The 19,779-nt window shown below is 59.3% G+C and carries 19 protein-coding genes; 15 read left to right on the top strand and 4 right to left on the bottom strand.

Annotation, left to right across the window (positions count from 1 at the left end):
• The gene (locus O3300_RS03905) at positions 1 to 879 is read right to left on the bottom strand and encodes an EamA family transporter (RefSeq protein ID WP_289897765.1); all 879 of its coding nucleotides are present in this window, start codon (positions 877 to 879) and stop codon (positions 1 to 3) included.
• 330 nt (positions 880 to 1,209) lie between these two features.
• Between O3300_RS03905 and O3300_RS03900 the strand changes: the two genes are divergently transcribed.
• A complete protein-coding gene (locus tag O3300_RS03900; RefSeq protein WP_305052099.1) occupies positions 1,210 to 1,719 on the top strand; it encodes a hypothetical protein in 510 nt (169 codons plus the stop codon).
• 112 nt (positions 1,720 to 1,831) lie between these two features.
• A complete protein-coding gene (locus O3300_RS03895) occupies positions 1,832 to 2,284 on the top strand; it encodes a hypothetical protein (protein WP_305052098.1) in 453 nt (150 codons plus the stop codon).
• Positions 2,285 to 2,313: 29 nt separating this feature from the next.
• On the opposite strand, the gene O3300_RS03890 is transcribed toward O3300_RS03895, so the two are convergent.
• Positions 2,314 to 3,474 carry an IS30 family transposase gene (locus O3300_RS03890; RefSeq protein ID WP_305052097.1) on the bottom strand — a complete coding sequence of 387 codons (1,161 nt, stop codon included), beginning with the start codon at positions 3,472 to 3,474 and terminating at the stop codon, positions 2,314 to 2,316.
• Positions 3,475 to 4,283: 809 nt separating this feature from the next.
• Between O3300_RS03890 and O3300_RS03885 the strand changes: the two genes are divergently transcribed.
• The 7 genes from O3300_RS03885 (at position 4,284) to O3300_RS03855 (ending at position 7,888) form a co-directional block, all read left to right on the top strand.
• On the top strand, positions 4,284 to 4,679 hold the full coding sequence (locus tag O3300_RS03885; protein WP_305052096.1) for a hypothetical protein: 396 nt from the start codon (positions 4,284 to 4,286) through the stop codon (positions 4,677 to 4,679).
• 58 nt (positions 4,680 to 4,737) lie between these two features.
• A complete protein-coding gene (locus O3300_RS03880) occupies positions 4,738 to 5,025 on the top strand; it encodes a hypothetical protein (RefSeq protein ID WP_305052095.1) in 288 nt (95 codons plus the stop codon).
• Positions 5,026 to 5,323: 298 nt separating this feature from the next.
• The gene (locus O3300_RS03875; protein ID WP_305052094.1) at positions 5,324 to 5,656 is read left to right on the top strand and encodes a DUF6572 domain-containing protein; all 333 of its coding nucleotides are present in this window, start codon (positions 5,324 to 5,326) and stop codon (positions 5,654 to 5,656) included.
• Positions 5,657 to 5,771: 115 nt separating this feature from the next.
• The gene (locus O3300_RS03870; RefSeq protein ID WP_305052093.1) at positions 5,772 to 6,182 is read left to right on the top strand and encodes a hypothetical protein; all 411 of its coding nucleotides are present in this window, start codon (positions 5,772 to 5,774) and stop codon (positions 6,180 to 6,182) included.
• Between the two features lie 215 nt (positions 6,183 to 6,397).
• On the top strand, positions 6,398 to 6,712 hold the full coding sequence (locus O3300_RS03865; RefSeq protein WP_305052092.1) for a hypothetical protein: 315 nt from the start codon (positions 6,398 to 6,400) through the stop codon (positions 6,710 to 6,712).
• 117 nt (positions 6,713 to 6,829) lie between these two features.
• On the top strand, positions 6,830 to 7,246 hold the full coding sequence (locus tag O3300_RS03860; RefSeq protein ID WP_305052091.1) for a hypothetical protein: 417 nt from the start codon (positions 6,830 to 6,832) through the stop codon (positions 7,244 to 7,246).
• A gap of 228 nt (positions 7,247 to 7,474) precedes the next feature.
• Positions 7,475 to 7,888 (top strand): hypothetical protein, encoded by a 414-nt coding sequence (locus tag O3300_RS03855; RefSeq protein ID WP_305052090.1) that lies wholly within the window; start codon positions 7,475 to 7,477, stop codon positions 7,886 to 7,888.
• A gap of 82 nt (positions 7,889 to 7,970) precedes the next feature.
• Here the strand turns inward: O3300_RS03855 and O3300_RS03850 are convergent, their stop codons facing one another.
• Together O3300_RS03850 and O3300_RS03845 are read right to left on the bottom strand one after the other, a co-directional pair.
• Positions 7,971 to 9,830, bottom strand: a complete 1,860-nt coding sequence (locus tag O3300_RS03850; RefSeq protein WP_305052089.1) for a phytase — start codon at positions 9,828 to 9,830, stop codon at positions 7,971 to 7,973.
• A 17-nt stretch (positions 9,831 to 9,847) separates the two neighbouring features.
• On the bottom strand, positions 9,848 to 12,385 hold the full coding sequence (locus tag O3300_RS03845) for a TonB-dependent receptor (RefSeq protein ID WP_305052088.1): 2,538 nt from the start codon (positions 12,383 to 12,385) through the stop codon (positions 9,848 to 9,850).
• Positions 12,386 to 12,690: 305 nt separating this feature from the next.
• Between O3300_RS03845 and O3300_RS03840 the strand changes: the two genes are divergently transcribed.
• The 6 genes from O3300_RS03840 to O3300_RS03815 all read left to right on the top strand — a co-directional run bounded on the left by O3300_RS03840 (position 12,691) and on the right by O3300_RS03815 (position 19,731).
• Positions 12,691 to 13,599 (top strand): GGDEF domain-containing protein, encoded by a 909-nt coding sequence (locus tag O3300_RS03840; RefSeq protein ID WP_077404925.1) that lies wholly within the window; start codon positions 12,691 to 12,693, stop codon positions 13,597 to 13,599.
• Positions 13,599 to 14,624, top strand: a complete 1,026-nt coding sequence (locus O3300_RS03835) for an AraC family transcriptional regulator (RefSeq protein WP_305052087.1) — start codon at positions 13,599 to 13,601, stop codon at positions 14,622 to 14,624. The genes O3300_RS03840 and O3300_RS03835 overlap by 1 nt, the downstream gene beginning before the upstream one ends.
• A gap of 264 nt (positions 14,625 to 14,888) precedes the next feature.
• Positions 14,889 to 16,283, top strand: coding sequence for a class I SAM-dependent methyltransferase (locus tag O3300_RS03830; protein WP_099667840.1), 1,395 nt, complete (start codon positions 14,889 to 14,891; stop codon positions 16,281 to 16,283).
• Complete coding sequence (locus tag O3300_RS03825) at positions 16,283 to 17,626, top strand: sensor histidine kinase (RefSeq protein WP_099667841.1); 1,344 nt, start codon at positions 16,283 to 16,285, stop codon at positions 17,624 to 17,626. Before O3300_RS03830 ends, O3300_RS03825 begins: the two co-directional genes overlap by 1 nt.
• Position 17,627: 1 nt before the next feature.
• Entirely contained in the window at positions 17,628 to 18,725 is a 1,098-nt protein-coding gene (locus tag O3300_RS03820) for a hybrid sensor histidine kinase/response regulator (protein ID WP_305052086.1), read from the top strand.
• Positions 18,718 to 19,731, top strand: coding sequence for a response regulator (locus tag O3300_RS03815; protein WP_251348576.1), 1,014 nt, complete (start codon positions 18,718 to 18,720; stop codon positions 19,729 to 19,731). Before O3300_RS03820 ends, O3300_RS03815 begins: the two co-directional genes overlap by 8 nt.
• The last annotated feature ends 48 nt before the right edge of the window (positions 19,732 to 19,779 follow it).

The following is a 19,779-nucleotide window of genomic DNA, read 5'->3' as shown; positions in this document are numbered from 1 at the left end:
CTAGCGCTTGCCGCCCTGTGCGCCCAGCGCCGCCATGGCCGACGCGAACACGATGCAGGCGATGGCCAGCCATTGGGTCAGGCTCAGCAGTTCTCCCAGCACGGCCATGGCGGCCAGTGCGCTGACGGCGGGCGCCGCGCTGCTGAACATACCGAACACGCCTTGCGGCAAGCGGCGCAAGGCAAAGATTTCCAGAGAGTACGGCAGGGCGCTGGACAGCATGGCAATGGCCAGGCCCATCAAGGCAATCGACGGCGCCAGCAGGGCCGTGCCCGAGTAGGTGATGCCGATGGGCACCGTCACCATGGCCGCCACCGTCATGCCCCAGGCCACGGCTTGACCACCTTGCAAGGTCGAGGCCCGCTTGCCGAAGATGATATACAGCGCCCAGCACAGCGCCGCTCCCAGCGCATACGCCACGCCGACCGGGTCCAGGCTGCCTGGACTGCCTTGCAGCGGCAGCAGCAGATATAAGCCGAACACGGCGCACGCGACGGCCAGCAAATCGCGCGGCCGGCGCGACGACAGCATGGCCACGGCCAGCGGCCCCGTCACCTCGATGGCGACCGCGATACCGATCGGTATCAGCGCAAACGCCCGGTAAATGAGCAAGTTCATCAACCCCAGCACGGAACCGTAGACCAGCAAATTCAGCACATCCTTGCGCGTCAGCCGGTAGCGCCAGGGCCGAAAGATGGCCAGCAGTATCAGCGCCGAAAACCCCACCCGGTACGCCGTAATCCCTTCCACGCCAATGACAGGAAACAGATTCTTCGCAATCGCCGCCCCCAGATTGACGGAAATCTGCCCTCCCAATACGGCCAGGGAAGGGAGCAGGATGCTGTCGGGGAGGGAGGAGGTCGAGGCGGGGGAGGTCATGGGACGGTATTTTAATATGCCTGAGGCTGGCAGTCGCTGGCAGATTGGTAAGCCGAGGAGATTTAACGAGGTAGTTGCTGACATGACTGGTGCATTGCGGCTTGTTTTTCGATATCATGTTGCAAAATACGCTACAGTTGCGGAATTGTTTACGAATGGTCAGAAGTAGCCGCTCCTAATCGAACAGCCTTTACCATTAGCACGTTAAAGATTGATACTAATGCTAATCGGCATTTTGACTAAAAGAGTCGGTAATCGGCCAGAAGCGGTCGTTCGACAAAGAGTTCGGGGATAGAACGGTCGAGCTTTTTTGAATACTGGAGAATTTCAATGGCAGTATGGCAATTCAAGTTCACCTTGATTCCCGCAAGAAGGATTGTCGAAATACATGGCAAAATGCCTGATTTCCTGCTTCAGTTTGCTGCTGTTGTGCCAGACGCAAGTTTCGATGATGAAATGGTTTGGCCAAATTATTGGGAAGGCGTAGACAAATCTGCCATACATGCCCTCGCGAAGAGTGTTTTGCCCGTAGCTGATTCTTGGAGCGCTGAGGCGACTATGTATGGCAATTCTAAAACAGACGACATACAGGTTTGGGACGATTCCGTTGACGTTCGTCTGGATTGTTCAAATCTGAATATCAGGCTGCTCGAAAGCATCGTTGCTATTGCTGATGACTGTGGGTACTGCATAGTACTGTGCGAAGGGGGACGAGTTATCGCTCCCATAGTGGAACAAGTGACAGAAGCCCTGAAAGCATCGTCTGCATCCAGATTCGTCAAGGATCCAAACGCATTTCTCGCTTCCAGCGATCGAATTTTCCAAGCTAGCATTGGTTAAGAAAGGTCGGCTGTGGGGCGGAAGCCACCAACGACAGCAGCCGGCCAAAAGCGGCCCTTCAACTGCATAGTTCGAAACGCGGTGGAAAATCACTCATGAACGGAGACCCAGTATGAATGAGGAATTAACCCTCCAACGTTTCGAGCGCGTCGTCAACTATGACGATTTCGTTGCCTTGGCTCTGGAGCTGAGTACAAGTCCACAGCAGGAACTCTTCAATTTTCTTTTTACTCAGTCGATCTCAAGCGGGAGAGGCGCTAGCGTAGCTGCTTGCCTATTGGTTGAGATCGACCCCACTCCCACTCGGAGCTGTGAGGAACTTCTAGCCGAAATTGCAAAATCCAAGTGGAATGTCAGCACTAAGGAAGTGCCATTCTTTTTGATTTCATGGTTCTGCAAGCACTTTCTGAATGATGCTTACCGGTCGTTCATGCAGGAAGCAAGTTTGACGCATGAGCAAAAGCAGCGGGTAGGCACCATCATCTATTGGACACTTAGCCCGACCGCTAATCTCATCCGTTCATTTCATGACTGGCCATGGCATGAAACAAACGACTCAGAGTGATTGGCCAACGTCCGGAATGGGTTGCGGATTCAATCGGTCAACGCAACACACTGTTCAAATCGTTGAGCCGGTGTTTGGTAGTGTGGCGTCTTCCTGGGGCGCTCGTTGAGTCGTCTGGCTACCGCATCGAGTTGCTCTTGTGAATAAGTAGAAATATCCAGCCCCTTGGGGAAATACTGGCGCAACAGGCCATTGGTATTTTCATTTGAACCGCGCTGCCATGGATTCTGTGGATCGCAGAAGTAGACCTGGATGTCGGTGGCCAAAGTAAAACGCTTGTGGCCAGCCATCTCTTTGCCTCTGTCCCAGGTCAGTGATTTATACAGTTCGTGGGGCAGCCTGCAGGCATTGTCGATCAGCGCATTTACAACCGTTTCGGTGTCCTTGGCGGCAACTTTCACTAGCATGACGTACCGCGTCTGGCGCTCGACCAAGGTGACGATCTGGCTGTTGTGGCTGCCGCAGAGCAGGTCCCCCTCCCAATGCCCGGGCACTGCTCGATCCGCTGCAGTCGCTGGACGCTCGCTGATCGGCACGGCGTCGACAATTCTGCCGTGGTTGTCCGTTTTTGGGGTGTGATGACGTGAGCGGCGCATAGCGCGCGTCCGGCGCAAGTGTTCCAGCAGCTCTTTCTTTAAGGCGCCTCGGGCCTGGATGTAGAGGCTGCGGTAAATGGTTTCGTGCGACACGTGATACTCCTCGTGGCTCGTGAACAGCTGCTTGAGCCAGCCAGCAATCTGTTCCGGCGACCACTGCAATTGGAGCTTGCTGGCAACCATGTTGGCCAGCATGCGGCTCTCCGTCAGCTTACAAGGTTTGGGGCGATGCGCCTGATCCCAAGCATGCTGATCCGCCTGAATCGCACGATATGCTTCGCGGCCACCATTGCGCCTGAGTTCCCTGCTGATGGTCGATGGTGCACGTCCAAGGCGCCTGGCAAGTGCGCGGATGGATACGCCGGTAACGATGGCGCGCGAGACCTCCTCGCGTTCGGCCAGTGTCAGCGCCAGTCTGGAACGGCATCGCTGCGCTGGCCGTATGCCACCAGATTCAGCCAGAATCCGCTGTATCGACGAGTGATTCCGATTAAACAGCTGGGCTATCATCTGCAGAGAGTCGCCTTGCTTCCAGCGTTCCCACATCAAGGCCTTCTGCGTCTCGGTGTAATAAATGCGTGGTTTCTGTTTCATCTTCAACACTCCTGTAACCTAGGAATTTAGGTTTGAGTGTTGCGACCACCGATTGAATCCGCAGCCAATACCGGCCATTGAGATACTGAGAGATTTTTATGAAGACTCGGCATATTGCGCTTGCAGCCCTTGTCGCCATTTTGTTGCAGCCACTGCTCGGGTTAGCTACGTTCTCTCTGCTCTTTTTAGGCGAATTTCATCTAGTCAGTTTTCCCCTTGATGTTCTTATTTTTTACTTTGCAGCGGTCCTGGTCATTTCGAGTCTGGTAATACTCTTATTCGGAATCCCATGCTTTGATGCGCTTCATCGGACACAAAAACTAAACTTCTTAAGTCTAAGTTGCTGTGGTAGCCTCCTCGCGATGATTCCCTACTTTGTCATAGGGCGTCCCCAAAACCTTGATGGTTCTACTACAAATAGACAATGGGACGGACATGCCCTTATGCTTTATGAAAATAGCCATCCGACGGGGTTAGCGTGGGTAGACTACGCTGTAACTGCTCTAGGGTTCGGAGTGCATGGTTTCGTTTGTAGCTTGATTTTTTATTTGTTTTGGCGACGAGATAAAGTGTAACAAGCCACCGCAATGCGAAGGTCCGCTATGGGGTCATCGGTCGACTGTGAGAATTGGTGGGTTTTGCAGCTGGGCAAGCTGCAATGCTAGGGGCCGACGGCCGCGTTCGGCCAGAAGCAGACATTCACGTTGACGTGACAATGTGTGACTTTTCTCGCTTGGTAATTCGTTATGCTCACGGACCGCTGCCGGCCAGAACCGGACGGACAATGAATTTAATAGGAGGCAAACTGGTTGAAATTGGATATGGAGTTTTCTAAAGAATTCGAGAGTTGGCTTGCATCGGCGCTGGCGCCAGAGATACCAAGCATTGTAGTAGCATTTTCCTTCAACATCTTTGAATTGGACTCGGCACAGGCAAATTACGGCATCGAATTAGTAGGATGTGACGAGTTTGATGCGGGAGATTCAGACTGGGCCTGTGGTGAGGTATGGGTCGCGAGTCCACGTTCTATATTTATTCCTCGTGGGTTTGTTAGTGGTGGTTGGGAGGCATGCTTGCACGGCATAGAGCAGCTAGTTTTGAGTGTGATGGAAAAGTCTTCGGTCGCCACAAAGAAGCTGAAAGAAGCAAAGGCCGTTGCCGTCGGCTTTGTCGACGGAGATTTAAAATTGATTTGGCAACGTTAGACGGCAGTCGGCCAAAAGAAGACCTTCCAAGCGGAGTGCAAACAAAGGAAACAAAGATATGAAATTAGACGAATTTGCTGGTATTGCACGAAAAATAATCAGTGAACAGGGTTTCGATGATTTCATTCCCATCGCATGTCTCCCTGAGCGTCGAGAACTTCGAGCCCTCGCCGATATTGAACCTGGTGAAGAAACTGAGGTAGCTGTGGTTGAGTGGGCGAAGTCTTTAACGGAGTCAGTAGAAGAGTTGCTGGTTGCTTTCAAATTCTCCGTGTCTCAGTTCAAGGTCATCCGCATCAGAGGACCTGAGGAAGAGTCTGCGATTTATGAAGTTGCGTGTGATTGAACTGGCCGTAGCCGGCCATTATAAGCCATTCCATTTTTTAGAAATCTGGAGATTGCTATGTGTCATTTGATTACCGCCGGGTTCGTTGCTGCTGCCCTCATCGCTTACTCCTTCGGGTTTGAGTCGGGTGCAGGAATTCTCTTTGTCGCGGGAGCAATATTTGAAATAGTATCGATCAAGCGCCTTCGTAGTCGTCTGCGAATTGAGACTTGACTGCAACCGGCCAAAAGCGGACGGTCCATTTCCGCTCCCAGAGCATTAACTATTACTTTGGTACCTGTGACCAGAAAGAAAGACGATGAGTATTGATAGTTCTGACGTTGTCGATGGGTTAGGAATATCGAAGGCTGATGGAAAAGCCGTCCTTATAATTTCGGATCACCTTCCTTGGGACGATCAAGAGGCGCACTTCAGTCTGATCGAGAGAAAAATCGGGGCCTATCTCGCGTTTATTGCCAGTGGACAGGTGGTCGAAACGTTGCCAGCAGCAAAGGGCAAAGCTGTTCGAATTGAGCTGGTCTACGAGCATGTACCTACTACGGCAGCAGGACGATTCTTGACGGCGACCCGAACCCAACTGCAGTCCAATGGAGTCGAGTTCATTGCAATGAGTCTGCCCAACGGCTATTGATGCCAGTTGCAATCAGTCAAGGGAAGGTCTGCTGTGAGGCGAAAGCTGCCAACGACGGCAACCGTCCATAAGCAGACGACTACGGACAGCAATCATCAAAGAACGAGCTTTAAAAATGAAACTTAAGTATGCCGCCTTGTTGATTTTCATGCTTGGTTGCTCTACTCAGGCCTGTGCGCAAGACTCGCGATGTGATGGCGACGAAGGAAAGGCAGTGACATCCTTGGATAAACTCCCTGCTCAGATTTTGGATTTATTGGGGCATGATAAGACTGGCACCTCGGGTATTGCCGATATTGGTGGAAAATTCAATCCGACTGACGCTATCATCGATGATTCTGTACCGATGCGCAGGCTTATTAGCGATATCGCCGGCCATCATTGTATTTGGCTAACAGTCGAATACGGTGGCATGGGTCATTATCAAAAGAAGCTGGAGTACCGATTTAGTGAGAATAGCTGGGTTCAGGTGAAGACTGCGAACTCGGGATGGGCGCCCTCCGTCCTTCCTGCTACTGTACGTTGATTTTGATTCGGCGTTGACGCCCCAAATAACAGAAATCGGCCGCATCAAGCGTCTTCTTGAATGACGGCTTCGGGGCGGCTTCTGCCTCATGGTGACAAACCGTGAGCTTTGCACGAAGGCAAGATGCTATCCTCACCTGTTCGGCCGCGTTCGGCCAAAAGCGGACCTAGCCAAATACGTGAACAACGCCAGGAATATTAAAGGAATGATCGTGCATGAAGATCGAAGACCTAGCTGAGACCTACGTGCTCTCCTTCTACCTGGAGCAGCGCCATTCCTATTTTCTGACGAAGTTGATTGACTATGACGGGACACGATTTGAGTTGCTGGCGACAAATTCCGATGGCTCGCCAATTGGATTTGAAGTTGGCGAACTTCGTTTTGCCGGGAACTTCACAACTCGTGAGAATGTTCCAAGTCTTGGTGAGCTTGAAGGTGCGGCGACAACTGAAGATGGTGCAATCCTTGAAGGTGACTTCGGCGACATCAGAATTCGCGCAAACAACATTACCATCAAGAGGGAATCCTAGTTCTCGATGGTCCGCTTTGGGGCGGAACCTGCCAATGACGGCAACCGGCCAAGAGCGGATGAATGGGAATCCAATCCACATGGCGAATAACGCTAATTTTGTGAATGTGGCGGCAAGATGAAATGTCTCACCTGCGGAAATTCCAGCTTTGATAGACCAGTGGACAAATCGAGCTTGGAGATTTGGTACTGCAAAGTGTGTGGCAATGAGTGCGCCGTACGTTGCCACTACATCCCGGATCTATCGGAGATGCAAATAAGTGATCTCTTCATTGGAACAGCCTGTATCGATCCCGGACCTAACGCTCTGAAATCTCTTATGAAGTTAAAGAAGGTACTTGCGTTTTCCGAGCGATTTGAGCCTGCTCTACTTGAAGCGCAATACAAGGCAGGCAAGCTTAAATGGGAGCTTGGCTACTTCTTGGATTTTGAGGTCGCGCAAGCATTCGCGATGAGCCAAGCTATCGGCATTCCAGTAACGTTTGAAATTGTTCGCTCACCACCGTATGCGACTGCGGCCGGCGAAACGCAATGATCTGTCTATGTCCGCTTTGGGGCGCAAGCGGACATTACAAGTTTTACCTGTTTTACAGAGTAAACGCCCCTTTCTTGCATTCATTGGCATTATTAAAGGTGGTAAAGTTTAATGTCATTGCTGTGCGCATTGACAATAGTTAAATTAATATGGTGAAGACACGGCAATCCTGCATTTCTTGCTGTTTATCGCGCCGTCTATTTGCTTGTAACTCAGGAGAAGTATTGAATGACTGTTTTTAGTATCGGCAACACCAATTTTGAAGTGGATGTAGCGAAATCAAGCATTAGTCTGGAAGCGCATGGCAGCGGCATGCTGGAGCTGAATATCGATATCCATGGCGACGATGAGGTGTTCATGCGCTTGACCGAGCCGGAGGATGCGGAATGGTCGTGGGCGCTGTATCCGCCGGCTTTTTTCCTGCATGGCTTGCGCATACCGGAAGGGCAGGGAGGAGCGTTTGCGATCGGGATGCTGGATATGCATCCCGAGGCGGAGGAATCGGGTATCTATATGATGGAATATGGTGACGTGTCGGCCGTCAACATCATTGAATTGTCGGCGGATCGACTAGCCGTGTCGGGTAGGGTGGACTTGTGCGGCAAGCGCCTGCCATTTCATATCGATATGCCGCGCGGATAGTATCGGAGCCCGGCTCCTCGGGATTGGAATGCGCCCCATTGGTGCGCATTCCTCCGGCGGGGCCGGCCCCGCTCCAGTCTGATTAGTCCAGCTTCAACGCCTTCGCCACATCCCCCCACGCCACATACTTGAAGTTCTGCGGTCCATCGGGCAGGCGCTTGTAGCCGTCCTGAATTACCAGCATGCCTTGCGCGTACGCGCCGCCCAGGTTGGCGGAGGTGACGTCGAGGCCGTCCGTTTCCGAGGTGCCGTCGATGCCGGCGGGCAGGTTGAATCCCACCTTGACGCGCCCGCGCACTGCATATGGCGCTTGCGCGTCGAGCACCACGTAGCTGCTGTCGCCCTGGCTGGAAACGATCAGGTAGCCGGTGTCCGGCTTGGCGCTTGGCTGGCGGTAGATGGCCATGCCTTCCACGTCGGCCGTCAGGTTCGCGCCCACGGGCAAGACCATGGTGAGGGCGTCCGGTTTGGCGGCGTCGGCCGAGGTGGTCCAGATGCCGCGCGTTTCTTCGCCCAGGAACAAGCGGGCGTTGGCGTCGTCGGCCACGCAGCCTTCCGGTTGGGTGGCGACCTTGAAGCTGCGCAAGAGGGTGGCGCTGAACTTATTTCCTTCCAGGCCGATGCTGTACTGCTGGAAGGTGCCGTCCTTGTCGTTGATGAACGCTTCCACGCCGCCGCTGGCTGGCTGGTACAGACACATGCCGTAGATGCTTTTCAGGCCAGTAGGGAAGCGGCCCGCTTCCGCCACGTCGCCGCTGGCGTTGATGGTGAACAACATCATGCTGTTGTCGTCGCGCTGGGTGGCCACGGCCAGGTCGACCTTGTTGCTGCCGAACTGGATGTTCTGCCGCACGTCGACGTTGTTCAGGCGTCCCACTTCCAGCAACTGGGTCTGCTTGCCTTGCAGGTCGTAGACCAATAAACCCTGTTTCTTGTTGGTGCCGAGGATGCGCGCGTCGGCAGGGTTGCTGGACAGCCAGATGGCTGGATCGTCGGCCGCGTCGCCCTGGCGCGCCATCGGCTCCGTCTGGGCTTGCGGGGCGATGATGGCCACGGCAGGCTGCGTTTCCGCTTTGCCAGCCCATTTCAAGGGCCGCGCCTGCCAACCGTTCTTGCCGCGCAGCAGCAAGGAGTCCCTGTCCAGCGCCAGCTGGCTTTCACCCTTGCGCACGTTCAAGGCGACGGCTTGGGCTGGCTGCGCCGTCCATTGACTTCCCTGGCGGGAGAACAGATGCAGCTTGTCTGCCTTGCCGTCGAGCACGGCTACGCCGCCCGGCAGCACGGCCAGTGCACCGGCGCCACCGTCCAGCTGGCCATACGGCTTGCGCAGGGCGACTACTTCGCGCTTGCTCATGCCTTCGGACTCGGCGTCATACGCCCACACGCCCATGTTGGACTCGCTCACCAGCAGGCGCTGGGCGCCATCGTCGACCCGGCAATGCTTGGCGTGCGGCGGCAAGGCCAGTTTGCGCACCAGGCTGCGCTGCTCGCCCTGCATCACCCACTGTTCCGCTTGCCCATCCTTGCCGATCAAGAAAAGATGGGCCAGCTGCTGGGCGTCGCGGTACAGGCATGACGCTTCCACGGAAAATGTGGGAACGGGAAATGGCGCCAGGCGGTTCAACTTGCCGGCCTGCACGTCGATGGAGACGGGCAGGGGGCGCTGCGTGTCCGCCTCAAGGAACACGGCCAGCACCTTGCCGCCATCGCTGCGCGTGTCCAGTTGCTTGGCGCGCACGGCGATGCGGTCCTGTTCCTGGCCGGCTGCGTCAAACAGGCGCAAGCCGTGCTTGTCGAGTAGCAGCCACCCGCCGCTAGGCAGGCGCGACAGTTCTTCCGCTTCCTGCGTGAAGGAAGGCGCAGTGTTGGCAGGCGCGGCTTGCGCCGTGCCCGCGAGGCAAAAGGCAGCCAGCAGGGCGCTGCAGAGTACGGTTTTTTTCATATTGTTGGAAATCATCATCAGAAGGCGCTGGCTTTCAGGCTCACTTTAAAGGTGCGGCCATATTGTTCGTTTTGCACGTTGTATTGCTTCGTACCCTGGTAAACATAGTATTTCTCGTTGTTCAGGTTGGCCGCCTCGAACATCAGCTGGAACTGCTTGTTGATCTGGTACGACAGCGAGAAATCGAGCTGTTTCTGGCCGGCGACGATATGGTCCTGGCTTTGGTCGAGGATGTCGTTGCCCATTTCCAGCAGGTAAGGCGACTTGTAGTTGAGGGCCAGGCGGGCGCTGACCGGGCCCGTTTCATAGCCCAGCATCAAGTTCATCACCTGGTTCGACTGGCCCGGCAGGCGGATGTCGCGGTTCAGCTGCTTGTTGCTGGCCTTGTCGAAGCGGCCGATTTGCGCGCTCGAGGTGCTCAGGGTGCCGTTCACGCCGACGAGGAAACGATTGAACGGCGCCGGCAGCATGCGCAACGGCTGCATGTAGGCCAGTTCGATGCCTTTCACTTTGGCTGCGTCGCCATTCGCATACGAGGTGGCCGTCGTGTAGCCGGCCCACTGTCCCGTGCCGGCCAGGTTCGTCGTGTACGTGAAATTCTTGATGTCCTTGTAGAAACCATACGCCGACATCACGCCGTCATTGCCCAGCACGCGCTCGATGCCCAGGTCCAGGTTGTTGGCCTTCAGCGGCTTCAAGTCCGGGTTGCCGATCACGGCTTCCGTGTTGCTGGCCAGGCTGATGCCGGGCGCCAGCTGGCTGAAGTTGGCGCGCACGACGGCTTGCGTCCAGGCGGCCCGCACGCTGGTATGTTGATCCAGGTCATAACGGGTTTGCAGGTTTGGAAGCCAATTGGTGTACGAGCGTTCGCGCGTCAAGGCCGTGGCGACGCCGGCGCTATCCACCTGCGAGCCGGCCGCTTCGAAACTGGTGCGCTCGGCGCGCACGCCGCCCAGGATGTGCCAGGCGTCGAAGTCGTAGCTGTTTTGCACATACATGGCGTTGATGTCTTCATGCATGCGGTAGTCGTTGATGATGGACTCGGTCGCCAGGCGCGCCTTGGTGCGGTCCAGTCCCGCTACGCGGGCGCGGATGAGGGCCGGGTCCAGGGCCACGCCGATGTTGCCCAGGTCATAGTCGAGATTGTGGCCTTGCACGAAATTGCTCATCGACGTGGAACCGGCGCCCCAGTAATTGCCGCTGGAAGCCTTGCTGCTGTTATATGCCCATTGATCCGTGTCATTGGTTTTTTCGCGGCGGCTGACTTTTGCGCCGAACTTCAGGGTGGCGATGTCAAACTTGCGGGCCAGGTCAATGCGCGCGTGGTGTTCATTGTCCTTCGAGTAGCGCTTTTGCAGGGTGATGGCGTTGAGCGCGTAGCTGGCCGGGTCGTACAGCGAGGCGGGGCCGCTCAATTTCGGTTCCTGCGTATCCGTGAAACTGATGCCGGCGAAATTGCTGGTGCCGCGGAAACGGCCGTCGTTCAGGGATTCCGGCGTGTCTTCCGTGGCGCGGCTCAGGCCGCCTTTCACATCCAGGGTCCAGTCGCCCGATTTCTGTTGCGTGCCCAGCACCAAGGAACGCACTTGCTGCGTGTACTTGCGCTGGCGGATGCGGCGCTCGGCGCGCGCGCTGGCCGTCTGGCCTTCGGCCAGGCTGCCGCCCGCGATATTGCTGATGGTCAGGCGGTCGCGTACTTCATTGTCGGAAAATTCGCTGAGGAAGGAGCGCAAGAGCCAGCTGTTGCCCGCTTCGGGACGGTAATCGAGGTTGACGGCCAGGGCGCCGCGCTTGCGCACGGGCAGGTAGTCGCGCAATTCCAGGCCCGACAATTTACCTTTGCTCCAGGCGCCGCCCGTTTCCACGTCATCCGAGCCGAACGAGCGCTTTTCCGCGCTCAGGCCGGCTGCCACGCCCAGCTTGCCGTCGAGGAAGCGCTGGGCCCACAGGGCGCCGCCGCTTGGGCTGGTCTTGCCCGTCTTTTCATCGTAGCTGGCGCCCACGTTGGCCGACAGCAGCTTGCCCGGCAAGTCGAAGGCGGACAGCGATTTGACTTCGACGGTGGCGCCCAGCGAGTTGGCGTCCATTTCAGGGAGTAAAGTCTTCGAGACTTCCAGCGTGCGGATCAGGCCGGCAGGCAGGATGTCCAGCGCCACGGCGCGGCGTCCCGCTTCCGGCGACGGCACCAGCGCGCCGTTGATGGTGACGGCGTTCAAGTCCGGGCCCAGGCCGCGCACGGTGATGTAGCGGCCTTCGCCCTGGTCGCGCTGCACGGACACGCCCGGCAAGCGGGCCAGCGCCTCGGCCGCGTTTTTGTCCGGCAAGCCGCCGATATCGTCGCTGCTGATGACGCTGATGATATTGTCGGCTTTCTCTTGCGCGGCGATGGCGTTGCGCAGGCTGGCGCGCTGGCCGCTGACGACCACGGTGGCGGCCGGCTGGCCATCCGCATCTTGCGCTTGCGCATGGCTTTGGCCGCTGAAGACGGCCATGATGCCGAGGGCCACGGCCGTCAGACGCAGCGGAGAGGGGAACGATATGTGCATGGTTTTCATGAAGAGCTCGGTTAGGGGAGGGAACCGGGCGGATTCTAGGCAGCAAATATGACGGTTGCGTGACAGGCAAGGGCTTGCCACCTTGAAAACAACGGCCTGTGAGCGCTTTCCAGCTGGAAATGAATCATGGTGAGCTGAAATGACCTGCCAGCGCAGGGCGCATGGGATGCTGCTTGCCGGATTTGCATCGGCTGCGCTGCTAATGATGAGCCGTTTGCACCTGCCGCACGGGCGTGGGGCATGTCATCGTGCCGTCATGGGCGGGCGCTATCGTGGCGACAGCACCACTTTTAAAGGTTTCCCACATGCTGCCGTTGCACCGTAACAGCCTGATTGCCGCCGCGCTCGCGTTGCCCTTGTTCTTGTTCCTGTACGCCACACTGGGGCACCTTAAACCGTTTGCCATCTGGAAGTGGATGGATATCGTCTGCGAAGGCGGCACGGCCGTCATGGCGGGCATCTGGTTCCTGTTCACTCTCAGCAGTCGTCCCCGCGGGCTGGTGACGCGCCTGATTGCCGGCGGCCTGTGCGCCATCATGCTGGGCTCCTGGGCCGATTGCCTGGACGAATTCTTTGCCGTCGATAAGAGCGCCGTGTGGGATAACTGGCTGGAAGCCTTGATTCCGTTCGGCATGCTGGTGCTGACGATCGGCATGTATTACTGGCGCCAGGAACAGTTCCGCCTGAACGAGCACCTGCAAAAGCGCGAACGCCTGTTCCGCGACCACCGCGCCTTCGACCGCATCACGCAGCTGGCCGACGCCAGCTACCTGCGTACGCAGATGCGCCTGGAACAGGAGCGCCGGCCCGGCCTCGATTGCGCGCTGGTCTTGCTCGATATCGACAGCTTTCACTTGATTAACCGCGAATACGGCCACCGCGAAGGCGACCGCGTGCTGCAAGCCGTGGGCCACATGCTGCTGTTGAACTTGCGCAATGACGACTTGCTGTGCCGCTATGCGGGCGACCGCTTCGCCGTGCTGATGCCGGGCGTGTCGCGCGAGGATGCGGCCGCGAAGGCGCGCCACCTGTGCGCCATGGTGGGGCAGATGCGCCACCACGCCAACGACAACCGCGAAATCCGCCTGAGCCTGCGGCATGCGTGCGCGCTCACCGATGGCGTGCCGGAAGTGGTGCTTGCCGAGCTGAGCCGGGCCGTGGAAACGCCCGGCCGCAGCGCCGGCCCCAGGGCCAGTTCCGCTGCGCCCGCCTGATGCCGCTGAACCAGCAAGGCGACCCCAGCATCGCGGCCCATCACCAGCCGGCGCTGGTGCTCGATTATGCGCGCAGCCGCGAACTGGCCGTGGCGCCGCTGCTGAAGGGCACGGGCCTCGATGGCGGCGCGCTGCCGTCCGCGGAAAGCCAGGTCAGCGCCGCGCAATACCTGCAATTGCTGGCCAACGTGGCGCGCGGCCTGGACAGTGCCGATACCAGCTTCATGCTGGGCCAGCAAATGCTGCCCGGCCATTACGGCGCGGCCAGCCACGCCTTGCTGCAGGCGCAGAATCTGCGCCAGGCGCTTGGCATCCTGTGCGAATTCCACACCTTGCTGTGTCCGCTGCTGCAGCCGCGCTTGCGCGAGGCGGGCGACATGCATGTGCTGTACTGGGTCGATGCGTTCGGCGCGCCCAGCCAGCTGCCTTTTCTGGTGGAGATGCACATGACGGCGCTGGCGGCCATGTGCCGCTGGCTGGCGGGCGAAGCGTTGCCGTGGCGCTTTTGCTTCAACCGGGCGCGGCCCCGCCACGTCGAGCAGCACGAAGTGCACCTGGGCCAGACGCTGCGCTTCGATTGCCAGGTCGACGCCATGCTCATCGATTCCAGCTGGCTGGATAAGCCCTGGCCGCGCGGCAATGCCACGGCGGCGGCGCTAGCCTTGCGTGCGGCGGCCGTGGCACCCGTGCCGGCCGCGAGCCTGCTCGGCGCGCTGTACGACTATCTGCTGGCCAATATCCGCTGCGCGCCGACCCTGGAACGCACGGCGCAGGAGTTCGGCGTCAGTCCCGCCACCCTGAAACGCCACCTGGCGCGCCATGGCACGCATTTCCAGGCCGAGCTGGACCAGGTGCGCGCGCACAAGGCGATCTATCTTTTCCAGGCGCATGGCTACGACAACGATGCCGTGGCCGCCTATCTTGGCTTTCATGATGCCACCAACTTCCGCCGCTCGTTCAAGCGCTGGACGGGCCAAACGCCGCAGTTGCTGCGCCATGCTTTGGCCCTTTTTGTGGCAGGTTGACCGCCGGCGTTGCGCGCCAGCGCCACGGACAGTCGTTCCTGAGGGAACAATTGCCCGTTCTGCTACATCCATAGTACACTCGATCAGAGAGCGAACAGACGCGCTTTGAGGCGCTCCGGCACGGCGTCAAACGACGCCGCAATACCGTCATCTTGATGGCGGTGCCGGCGGCAGACGACCGGTGTGCCGTGCCTTAACCCAGCCTGGAAACTGGCGTCACCCGTGGGGTGCGCCGGAAACCGGGCAACTTGATAATGCTCAATCGTGTATTCACAATCGCAGATCGATCCAGTCGTCAGTTTCCGCAACACCCAGGGTGAGGCGGTGCGCGGCACGATTTTCAACTTGCAGCGCAATTCGCTGGTCATGGAAATCTATAATCCATACTCGATTGTGCAGGTCAGCGAGGTGCTCAATGACGTGACGGTGCGCATGGGGGCGAAAAATGCCTACGTGGGCAAGGCCGTCGTCATCAGCAGCGTCAACACGGGCCTGACCGCCATCGTTTCCGTGACCCTGATCGACGAGTGGCGCGAGCTGAGCGACGTGGTGGTGGTCAAGGGCGCCGTGCAGAAAGAGTCCAGCGCCTTTGTCGCCGGCTGGGGCGAGCGTTTCCGCATCCGCCGCGATTACCAGATCGTCGTCAACGAAATGCGCGCCTTCCTGTCGGAAGTGTCGCGCTGGGTCGAGCAAGTCGACTTGTCCGACTCGCTGCCCAAGGAAAACGGCCGGCTGCGCCCCGATATCTTCGACGAGCTGGCCTTGCCACTGATGGAGCAAACCCAGCTGTACCTGCGCCAGCTCGAGGTGGAAGCCTCGCTCGTCGAGGAAGAGCGGGCGCCCGCGCACCGCGCCTTCGCCCAGGCGGCGCTGCATCCCTTGATCCTGCGCGCGCCCTTCGTTTTCCGCACGTTTACCAAGCCGCTCGGTTACGCGGGCGATTACCAGATGGTCAACCAGCTGCTGGACGACCCGCGCCAGGGGCCGAGCACGTACTTTCAGATCGTCAATGCGGCCTTCTTGCAGGCGGCCGTGGCCACAGCGCACCGCAACCGCATCGATATCCTGACGGAATTCCTGTCGCAAAAGGCGGCCGCGGCGCGCGCTGCCGGGCGCGTGTATAAAGTGCTCAACGTGGGCTGCGGCCCGGCCATCGAGGTGCAGCGCTTCCTGGAAACATGCCCGGACGCGCAGTGGCTGGCCTTCGAACTGGTCGACTTCAGCAGCGAAACGCTGGACTGGACGCGCGCGCGGCTGACCACCATCATGCAGCGCACGGGGCGCGTGGTCGAGATCGATTATGTGCACGATTCCGTGCACAACCTGCTCAAGCGCCGCCATGGCGCCGGTATCACGGGCTTGCCCGGCAGTTTCGACGCCGTGTATTGCGCCGGCCTGTTCGACTATCTGTCCGACAAGGTGTGCGCGCGCCTGCTGATGCATTTCGCCTCGCGCGTGGGGCCGGGCGGACGTTTGCTCGTCACGAATGTGCACGCGAACAACCCCGGCAAGTTCGGCATGGAGCATTTGCTGGAATGGCATTTGATCTATCGCAATGAAGAGGGCTTGTCGGCCTTGCTGCCCGAGCACGCGACGGACCCGCTGATCTATGTCGATGCCACGGGCGTGAATGTGTTTGCGGAAGTGAGCATCCCTTGATGGATACGCCAGGCCTGCACGCCGGCTACACGGCCGTTTTGCGCGACTTCCGCCTGGAATTCAGCCGCGGCGGGGCGTACACGGGCATCGTGCTGATCCTGCTGGGCATGGGCCTCGATTCGGCCCTGTATCCGGACAAGCAGTCGGCGTTCACCAGTGCGCGCATCCTCGTGTCCGTGCTGATCTTTTGCGTCGTGCTGGCCATGCGCACGCGCTGGGCGCAGGACCGCATCCAGGGCTTGACCTTTGTCTGGCTGATCCTGCCGCAAATCATGATCGCCTGGATGATCGCCGTCACGGAGGGCGCCACCTCGATCTATTACGTGGGCATGACCCTGGCCATCTATTCGTCGGGCATCGTGCTGGCCTTCGGCTTGTGGCAGAATATGGTTTTCGGCGCCATCTCCTGCCTGCTGTATGTGGGCGCCTGTGCCTGGCATGCGGGCGGCTTCGACCTGGCGGGTACGTTTGTCGTCAACTGTTTGTTCCTTATCATGTCGGCCAGCATCAGTGCCGTGTTTACCTATTTCAATGAGCGCGCCCGCTTCATGCTGTTCCAGCTGAAGGCGGAAGTGGCGCAAAAGAACACGCAGCTGGAAGAAACCAACAAAAGTCTGGCCGATATCAAGGGGCAGATGCTGCAGCAGGAGAAAATGGCTGCCATCGGCACCCTGGCCGCCGGCATGCTGCATGAAGTCAATAACCCCGTGAATTTCTGCATGATGGCCATCGAGGTGGCCATTGAAGACCCGGCCGCCAAGCAAAGCGCGCTCGTCAGCGAATGCCTGGCCGACGCCAAGCAGGGCATGCTGCGCGTGCAGCACATCGTCTCCGACTTGAAGACCTTTGCCTACCGCAAGAGCGGCAACCAGCTGGAAACGGGACACTTCCAGTTCCGCAGCGCGCTCGACGCGGCCATCCGCCTGGTGGGCCATGAAACGAAGAATGTCAGCATCAGCCACGACTTGCCGGTCGACACCCTGGTGCGCGGCGACGAAGCGGCCATCGTGGGCGTGCTGATCAACTTGCTGGGCAATGCCGTGCTGTCCATGCGCAAGGGCAATGCGCCGCCGTTCGAGATCCGCATCACGGCCCACTGGGACGAGAACCGCCTGCGCATCAGCGTGCGCGACAACGGTCCCGGCATCGCCCCGGAAAACCTGGCGCGCGTGTTCGAGCCGTTCTTTACCACGCGCGAAGTGGGGCAGGGCCTGGGCCTGGGCCTGAGCATCAGCTATGGCGTGATCGAGCGCCACGGCGGCACCCTCACGGCCGAAAGCGAGCTGGGCGCGTGGGCCAGCATGAATTTCGACTTGCAGCGCTCCGATTGGGAGGGCCGTTAGCATGGATAACGATAGCCGCGCCAGCGTGCTGTACGTGGACGATGAAGCGCTCGCCTGCAAGTATTTCGAACGCGCCGCCGGGGCCCGCTACCGCGTGCTGACGGCGCTCAGCGTCGATGCGGCGCTCGCCTTGCTGGCAGACGAGGCCGGCCAGATCGACGTGCTCGTCACCGATTACCGCATGCCGGACCGCCTGGGCAGCGAATTGCTGCAGGAAGTGGCGCAGCGCTATCCGCACATCGTCTGCATGCTCGTCACCGCGTATGCGGACAAGGATGTGCTGCTCGAACTGATCAACGGCGGCGCGGTGTTCCGCCTGCTGGAAAAGCCGCTCGACCTGGCCGCCATGCAGACGGCGCTGCAACTGGCCGTGCAGACGGGACGCGAGCGCGCCGCGCGCCGCCAGGGCCTGGTGGCGATGGAGGAATCGCTGGCGTTTCTTGCGCATGAATTGAACACGCCGCTGGCGGCCATCGCCAATTTTGCGCGCGGCATCGCCCGGCGCGCGCAGGCGGAATCCGCGCCGCAGGCCGAGATCGGCGAAGCGGCCGCCTTGATGCACGACAATGCGCGCTATTGCCTGTCGGTGCTGGCCAGCTTTGTCGACACGGTGCGCCTGGCCAGCGCCGGGCCCGGCATGCAGGGCGGACGCCGCGCCGGCAGCGCGCGCCAGCTGCTGACCACCTTGCTCGACAGCTATCCCTTGAGCACGGCCCAGCGCGCCGCCATCACGGTGGACGTGGGCGACGATTTCTCCATTGCCGAGTCCCCCAATTGCGTCGCCCTGATTTTATCGTCCGTGCTGGCGAATGCCTTGCGCTCGGCCGGTGAGCAGGCTCATCCGGCGATCGGCATCCGCATCGACGCCGGCCGCATCAAGGTGCGCGACAATGGCGCCGGCATCGCCCCCGAGATTGTCGAACAGCTGTTGATCGACCCCGTCAGTGCCAACGGCGACGAAGGCAAGGGCTGGGGCATGGTGTTTTGCCACCGCATGATGCAGTCGTTCGGCGGCAACCTCGACATCGCCACCGAGTTTGGCACTTCCACCACGGTAACCCTGAATTTTCCAGTACATATAAGGAACGAGCATGATTGACGCCAATCTGCGTTTACCGGCTCAGCGTGAGCCGGCGCAAGGCTTGCCGACGATACTCTATGTCGATGACGAGGCCAACGCCCTCAAATACTTCCAGCGCGCCATCGCGCCGCTGGCCGACGTGCTGACGGCGACCTCGGTCGAGGAGGGCAAGCGCATCCTGGACGAGCAGGCCGACCGCATCGCCGTGCTGGTGTCGGACCAGCGCATGCCGGGCGCCTATGGCAATGAGCTGCTGTCGTACGCCTGGGACCGCCATCCGCACATCGTGCGCATCCTGACCACCGCGTACTCCGAGCTCGAGCACACGGTGGAAGCCGTCAACCAGGGGCAGATCCACCGCTACATCCAGAAACCGTGGGATATCGCGGCCCTGCGCATGGAACTCAAACAGGCGCTGGAACTGGCGCGCTTGCGCAACGAGCACGCCCAATTGCTGCGCGAAAAGCTGATGGTGCGCCAGCGGCAAGCCGTCGCCAACCGCATCGGCAGCCTGTACGCGCTGTGCGCCAGCCTGGCTGGTCCGGAGCAGCAGCTGCCCGTGGAAGCGTATTTGTCGGCGGCCCTGACGGCTGGCGTCACGCCGCCGGAGCCGGACTGGCTGTTGATGGATTATGCTGACCTGGTCAGTTCGGAAGCCTTCCGCGGCACGGCCTTTGCCGCCGCCGTGCGCCAGCAGCTCGACACGCTCGAGCGCGAGCATCCTGGGCGCGGCGTGGAGCAGGCGATCGACATGCTGCTGCCCGTGTTCGGCGCGGCGCTGCAAAACCAGGGCGGCACGGCGCTGTTCCTCGATGGCCGCCTGCTGACGGAATTCCTGGAAACGCCCACCACCACGCCCGTCTCGGCCATTCACTCGTTCTGGCTGGCCAGCTTGCTGTGGCTGGCGCGGCGCGGCTGGTCCTTGCAGCTGAGTAAAACGGAAATGGGCTTGCAGGGCAAGGTGGTGCAGGCTGAACCGGCGCTCACGCCGGACCACCTGGCGGCCTGGATCGAGCAGTTCTGAGCCGGCTGCCCCGCAAGGGGCGGCGCCAACGACAACAGGGCCGCGCGG

This window comes from Janthinobacterium sp. SUN206 (assembly GCF_030587305.1).
GTDB lineage: Bacteria > Pseudomonadota > Gammaproteobacteria > Burkholderiales > Burkholderiaceae_D > Janthinobacterium > Janthinobacterium kumbetense.
This window is presented reverse-complemented; position numbering and strand designations above follow the sequence as displayed.

Excerpts from the sequence above, each read along its gene's own strand:
- O3300_RS03905 (WP_289897765.1), bottom strand. The coding sequence starts at position 879 with ATGACCTCCCCCGCCTCGACCTCCTCCCTCCCCGACAGCATCCTGCTC.
- O3300_RS03900 (WP_305052099.1), top strand. The coding sequence starts at position 1,210 with ATGGCAGTATGGCAATTCAAGTTCACCTTGATTCCCGCAAGAAGGATT.
- O3300_RS03895 (WP_305052098.1), top strand. The coding sequence starts at position 1,832 with ATGAATGAGGAATTAACCCTCCAACGTTTCGAGCGCGTCGTCAACTAT.
- O3300_RS03890 (WP_305052097.1), bottom strand. The coding sequence starts at position 3,474 with ATGAAACAGAAACCACGCATTTATTACACCGAGACGCAGAAGGCCTTG.
- O3300_RS03880 (WP_305052095.1), top strand. The coding sequence starts at position 4,738 with ATGAAATTAGACGAATTTGCTGGTATTGCACGAAAAATAATCAGTGAA.
- O3300_RS03875 (WP_305052094.1), top strand. The coding sequence starts at position 5,324 with ATGAGTATTGATAGTTCTGACGTTGTCGATGGGTTAGGAATATCGAAG.
- O3300_RS03870 (WP_305052093.1), top strand. The coding sequence starts at position 5,772 with ATGAAACTTAAGTATGCCGCCTTGTTGATTTTCATGCTTGGTTGCTCT.
- O3300_RS03865 (WP_305052092.1), top strand. The coding sequence starts at position 6,398 with ATGAAGATCGAAGACCTAGCTGAGACCTACGTGCTCTCCTTCTACCTG.
- O3300_RS03860 (WP_305052091.1), top strand. The coding sequence starts at position 6,830 with ATGAAATGTCTCACCTGCGGAAATTCCAGCTTTGATAGACCAGTGGAC.
- O3300_RS03855 (WP_305052090.1), top strand. The coding sequence starts at position 7,475 with ATGACTGTTTTTAGTATCGGCAACACCAATTTTGAAGTGGATGTAGCG.
- O3300_RS03850 (WP_305052089.1), bottom strand. The coding sequence starts at position 9,830 with ATGAAAAAAACCGTACTCTGCAGCGCCCTGCTGGCTGCCTTTTGCCTC.
- O3300_RS03845 (WP_305052088.1), bottom strand. The coding sequence starts at position 12,385 with ATGAAAACCATGCACATATCGTTCCCCTCTCCGCTGCGTCTGACGGCC.
- O3300_RS03840 (WP_077404925.1), top strand. The coding sequence starts at position 12,691 with ATGCTGCCGTTGCACCGTAACAGCCTGATTGCCGCCGCGCTCGCGTTG.
- O3300_RS03835 (WP_305052087.1), top strand. The coding sequence starts at position 13,599 with ATGCCGCTGAACCAGCAAGGCGACCCCAGCATCGCGGCCCATCACCAG.
- O3300_RS03825 (WP_099667841.1), top strand. The coding sequence starts at position 16,283 with ATGGATACGCCAGGCCTGCACGCCGGCTACACGGCCGTTTTGCGCGAC.
- O3300_RS03820 (WP_305052086.1), top strand. The coding sequence starts at position 17,628 with ATGGATAACGATAGCCGCGCCAGCGTGCTGTACGTGGACGATGAAGCG.
- O3300_RS03815 (WP_251348576.1), top strand. The coding sequence starts at position 18,718 with ATGATTGACGCCAATCTGCGTTTACCGGCTCAGCGTGAGCCGGCGCAA.